The sequence below is a fragment of the Globicatella sp. HMSC072A10 genome, from assembly GCF_001811625.1.
Lineage (GTDB): Bacteria > Bacillota > Bacilli > Lactobacillales > Aerococcaceae > Globicatella > Globicatella sanguinis.
This window is the reverse complement of sequence record NZ_KV805695.1, coordinates 1-4,839: the sequence shown is the minus strand read 5'-3', so window position 1 is coordinate 4,839 and position 4,839 is coordinate 1. Positions and strand designations below refer to the sequence as shown.

Annotated in this window: 5 protein-coding genes; 2 read left to right on the top strand and 3 right to left on the bottom strand. The window is 35.9% G+C overall.

The genetic code is table 11. From position 1 onward, the window contains the following. Positions 1 to 142 precede the first annotated feature (142 nt). Positions 143 to 1,114, top strand: a complete 972-nt coding sequence (locus HMPREF2811_RS04230) for a helix-turn-helix domain-containing protein (RefSeq protein ID WP_071408242.1) — start codon at positions 143 to 145, stop codon at positions 1,112 to 1,114. Positions 1,115 to 1,446: 332 nt separating this feature from the next. On the opposite strand, the gene HMPREF2811_RS04225 is transcribed toward HMPREF2811_RS04230, so the two are convergent. Genes HMPREF2811_RS04225 through HMPREF2811_RS04215 form a run of 3 tightly spaced genes read right to left on the bottom strand, consistent with a single transcriptional unit; the run spans position 1,447 to position 4,310 of the window. Beyond that, the gene (locus HMPREF2811_RS04225) at positions 1,447 to 2,454 is read right to left on the bottom strand and encodes a lipoate--protein ligase (protein ID WP_071408241.1); all 1,008 of its coding nucleotides are present in this window, start codon (positions 2,452 to 2,454) and stop codon (positions 1,447 to 1,449) included. A gap of 15 nt (positions 2,455 to 2,469) precedes the next feature. Further along, a complete protein-coding gene (locus tag HMPREF2811_RS04220; protein ID WP_071408240.1) occupies positions 2,470 to 3,213 on the bottom strand; it encodes an MBL fold metallo-hydrolase in 744 nt (247 codons plus the stop codon). Positions 3,214 to 3,227: 14 nt separating this feature from the next. Next, positions 3,228 to 4,310 carry a M42 family metallopeptidase gene (locus HMPREF2811_RS04215; protein ID WP_071408239.1) on the bottom strand — a complete coding sequence of 361 codons (1,083 nt, stop codon included), beginning with the start codon at positions 4,308 to 4,310 and terminating at the stop codon, positions 3,228 to 3,230. A gap of 332 nt (positions 4,311 to 4,642) precedes the next feature. Between HMPREF2811_RS04215 and HMPREF2811_RS04210 the strand changes: the two genes are divergently transcribed. Further along, on the top strand, positions 4,643 to 4,839 hold a 197-nt coding region (locus HMPREF2811_RS04210; protein WP_141749258.1), incomplete at its 3' end, for a hypothetical protein.

The window sequence follows — 4,839 nt, the reverse complement described above, 5'->3', positions numbered from 1 at the left end:
GTATCAAGATACTCTGATATAGGACGCTTACTATCAAAGTTGCAACCACTAGTTGACACATTGTCAACTCATGTTGATAGCATTCGTTCACTCTTTTTACTATTATTAAAGTAGAAAATAAAACAAAATTGGAGTGATAAAAATGAACTTAGCCGAAAAAATTTATGAATTAAGGAAGAGTCGTCATTGGTCTCAAGAAGAATTAGCACAGGAGTTAAACATCTCGCGTCAATCTGTTTCAAAGTGGGAAAGTAATCAAGCGATTCCAGACTCAGAAAAAATTATCCAACTAAGTCAACTATTCGACGTGTCAACCGATTATCTCTTAAAAGATGATTTACTCGAATCATCATCGGTTCAAAAAGGATCGACACCTGCCAAAAGAGTCACCTTGGAAATGGCCAAAAACTTTATCGATTTAAGACAAAAAATGGCTAAATGGTATGCTCTAGCTGCTGCTATCTTAATTACTTCGCCAATAGCTTTAATTCTATTATCGCAAGCGCAAGAATCTGGAAAATTAGATTTAACCGAAAACACCGCCTCATTGATTGGCATTATTTTTGTGTTAAGTTTCGTTGCCATTGGCGTTGGTATTTTAATTTTTGCCGGGATGCAATTATCTGAATATGAATTTATGGAAAATGAGCCGATTGCTCTCGATCCAGGGATTATCCCTTTAATTCAAGAAAAGCAACATCAATCACGCAACGCTTTTATTGGTAAATTAATTCTTGCTATCGTCTTACTTATTTTATCACCTTTAAGTTTTCTCATTGCTGAGTTATTATTCGCCAATGAATTTATCTCAATAATAGGAATTGCTATTTTATTAATTCTGGTAGCGTTTAGTGTTGCATTACTAATCCAAACTAGTATACCACGGAATACTTATGCAATGTTACTAGAAGAAGGTGAGTATCAACCTTCAAAGAAAAAAGTTAAATCAAAGATCGAGCCTTGGATTACGATTTATTGGATGACTGCCTTATTTATTTATATTGTCTATAGTTTATATTTTGATGCTTGGGCAACGTCTTGGATTATCTGGCCAGCAGCTGGTATCTTTTATGTCATCTTTTATATTATTATTTCCAATACTCAACAAAGCTAATTTTGATGCAAAAGTACTTTAATGCAGCCGATTTAGTCCATGCATTTTATAACAAAAAATAAATATAATAAACCTGGTGTGTTAATGTGATTGAGTAGCTCTTTTTACCACTCGTTCAACTAGCACACCAGGTTCGTTATTGTCGTATTTATTCTATTTCATCGTAAAGCGCATAATTCTTGTTAAAAGGTCTATATCATTCTATCGCATTGTGAAACGAAGATTGCCTATTAAATGGTTCATATCATTTAATCACATTGTAAAACGAATATTGTATTCAATCGCACAACCAATTTTATGAGCTCTACGTTCAAGTCGCTCACACTCACCGATTAAGCAAATAACATTTCAATAATTTCTTCCTTCGTTACACGACCAAAATATTTATTAACATCGATTGCGTCAAAAGCTGTTAAGAAATCCTCCTTAGTATATTTCACCCCTACTAATTTTTCTTCAACATCTTTAATATCGCCTAAGCCAAAGAAGTCACCATAAATTTTAGCAGAGCTCACTTTACCATTCGTGACATTAAAACGGAAATCCACCAATCCGAAATCAAACTTTCTACTTTTTTCAATATCAAAAGCTGGCGATTGACCATAATTCCAATCCCAATTACCAAAACGTTGTTCACGAATTTCATAAACTTTTTTCCAATCTTCTTCAGTCAATTGGTAACGAGGTACTTCTTCTTTTGAAGCGACACCGAAAATTTCTAATAATAAAACATCACGAAATTCTTCAATCGATAAATCTTTGTATTCATCCTTAACATAAGGGGCAATATTGGTGACACGAGAGCGAATCGATTTAATTCCTTTTGATTCAATTTTTTCCTTACGAGATTTTAAAGCATTATTAACTTCGTCTAACTCTGAATTAAATAAAATGGTTCCATGTGCCGTCATACGACCATCTTTAGCATACATCGCATTTCCTGAAAATTTCTTGCCATCAATCAATAAATCATTGCGCCCTTGTAATTCTGCTCCTGTTGCACCTAATTTATGTAGGGCTTCGATGACCGGCTTAGTAAAGCTGGCGAAATCACGAAATGAGCCATCGTCATCCTTAATGAAACAGAAGGATACATTACCTAAATCATGATAAACCGCACCCCCGCCTGACATACGACGGACTACTTGAATACCATGTTCATCTAAATAAGGTTGGTTTACTTCTTCGATTGTATTTTGGTTACGTCCAATAATAATTGATGGTTTATTGATATAGAAGAGTAATATCGGTTCGTCTACCAACTTGTTCTCTACTAAGTAAGTTTCTAAAGCAATATTGACACTAGCATCATAATTATTTTCATTGTCTACAAAAATCATGTTCAAACCTCCACTTTAAAATTCAATTTCTAATTTTGGTACTGCTTTTATAATATTAATCGTCGGTTGAAGTGCCATTGTGACTTCAGACATTATTTGGTCTCCATCCGCTTGTGGGGGAATATGAGAAACCACCAATTGCTTTACTTTAGCCATATTGGCTAAGGTAGCGACTTCTGTTGAGGTCATATGAATCGTATTACGCCCTTTAGCTGCTGGAAAATTTGTATCCGCAATCAGTACATCCGCGTTCTTAGCAAAATCGACCATAGAATCTTGCCAACCGGAATCAGCCGTAAAGACTAATACTTTTTGAATTGATTTTTCTTCTAAACGTATTGCAGCACACTCTACTGGATGCGTTGTTTTAATAAAGCTTGCTTTAAATGGACCCATATCCATTGGTTCTTCAATTAAATATTGGCGCGGCTCTGTTGAGGCATCTGTCATCATAATCGGCCATAAACTCGAATTCTTGTTCATATAAACCGGAATGAGTCCTTTTTTGCTAGCCGGTTTTTTAAGGAAAAAAAGATGTTGAAAAATTCCAATATCCGCACTGTGATCAGGATGGTCATGACTTAACCATACGGCGTCTAAATCATTGACAGGGATATACTCTTCAATTGCTAAAGCTGAACCACTGCCAGCATCTAATAACAAGTGATACGCACCATCCGAAGAGGTTACCACATAGGAAGTTGTTCCATTATCTCCTAAAGGGTAACCCCCCGCTGATCCAATACAATATAATTTCATCCTATCACCTCAAATTAAGCATTTTCTTTAATTGTTTTAAGGGTATCTTGATTTAATTTTTTAATAATGGCTACTACAAGTCGAACGGTATTTTTGAAATCATCTTCGTGAATAATTGATGTATGAGAGTGTAAATAGCGAACGGGTACTGTAATCGCAATCGATGGCACACCATTTAAACTTTGATGTTGTGAACCAGCATCTGTCCCACCACCCGTAATGAATGTATATTGGAACGGAATGTCTTCAGCTTCTGCTACATCGATGACAAATTCTCTAAACCCTTTATGAGCAATCATCGATGCATCATAAATAATGACTTGAGGTCCTTTTCCTAAAATACTATCTGCTTCTTTTTCGGTCATACCTGGTGTATCACCAGCTGTTCCCGTATCTAAAGCAATTGAAAGATCAGGATTTAATAAATGAGTCGCCACCTTAGCTCCTCTTAAACCTACTTCTTCTTGAACATTAGCACCCGAGAATAACACTGTTTCATGGCCACTGGCTGCTAATTCTTTTAATACTTCAATCGCCACTGCAACACCGATACGGTTATCCCATGCTTTACCTAATAAGAATGGCGTTCCATTCATACGTTGTGTCTTAATGTAAGGTGTAATCATGTCACCTGGACGAATTCCCCATTCTAATACTTGTTCTTTTGAACTAGCACCCAAGTCCACGAAAACATCTTTCATTTCCACTGGTTGTTTGCGCGCCTCTGGTGTTAAAACATGGGGTGGTTTCGAACCTGTTACACCATGGAATGTTTTGCCGTCACGTGTGGTAACGGTCACTTGTTGCGCTAAAACGACTTGACTCCACCAACCACCGATGGGAACAAATTTCAAGAAACCTTTTTCGGTAATTTGACTCACCATAAAGCCAACTTCATCCATATGGCCCGCAATCATCACACGAGGCCCCTTTTCATTTCCTGTATGTTGAGCAAAAATTCCTCCTAGACCATCTTCTAAATAGTCTTCGGCCACCGATTTTGTTGCTTCTTTAAAAATAGAACGAACCTGGCCTTCATTGCCACCAATCGCATTGGCTTCCGTCAGTTTTACCAATAATGTTTCATCAACTGTCATTGATCCATCTCCTCATCCTTCATTATTAAATTTAATTTTAGTATACAAAAATATCATAACACATTTTTGAAAATAATTTAATGAAAATTAACCAAGGTAGCTATTATTAATTTTTCAATCGGCTATAATGGAATTAAGAGAAAAACTAGGGAGCTTAGATAAAATTGAACAACAAAAGAAAATTTACTCCATACGAATATTATTTCATCATAAGCATTCTAGGAATATTATTAGCTATCAGCAGTTACTTTATCACGCAAAGTATTTCAAATCGGATTGAACAGATGACCCAAAAAACGGTAAAAGTAGATTCGGCTAAAGAGTAAGTAATTTTGACTGATGCCCAAGAATTTTCATCTGGTTTAAGTGAAATTCCACATAATAAATTGACTAATGAGATGATTTCGGAACTAGACCGCAGTCCTCAATTCTTCTGGTACTTAACCTCCAAAGATGACCCACAAGTTAAGCCCATTATCTTATCGTCCACAGCAAATTTACTACAAAAATATAATGGCCTTTGGTCAAG

Bases quoted from the DNA above. Each gene is read 5' to 3' on its own strand.
- HMPREF2811_RS04215 (WP_071408239.1), bottom strand. From the start codon at position 4,310: ATGACAGTTGATGAAACATTATTGGTAAAACTGACGGAAGCCAATGCG.
- HMPREF2811_RS04225 (WP_071408241.1), bottom strand. From the start codon at position 2,454: ATGATTTTTGTAGACAATGAAAATAATTATGATGCTAGTGTCAATATT.
- HMPREF2811_RS04230 (WP_071408242.1), top strand. From the start codon at position 143: ATGAACTTAGCCGAAAAAATTTATGAATTAAGGAAGAGTCGTCATTGG.
- HMPREF2811_RS04220 (WP_071408240.1), bottom strand. From the start codon at position 3,213: ATGAAATTATATTGTATTGGATCAGCGGGGGGTTACCCTTTAGGAGAT.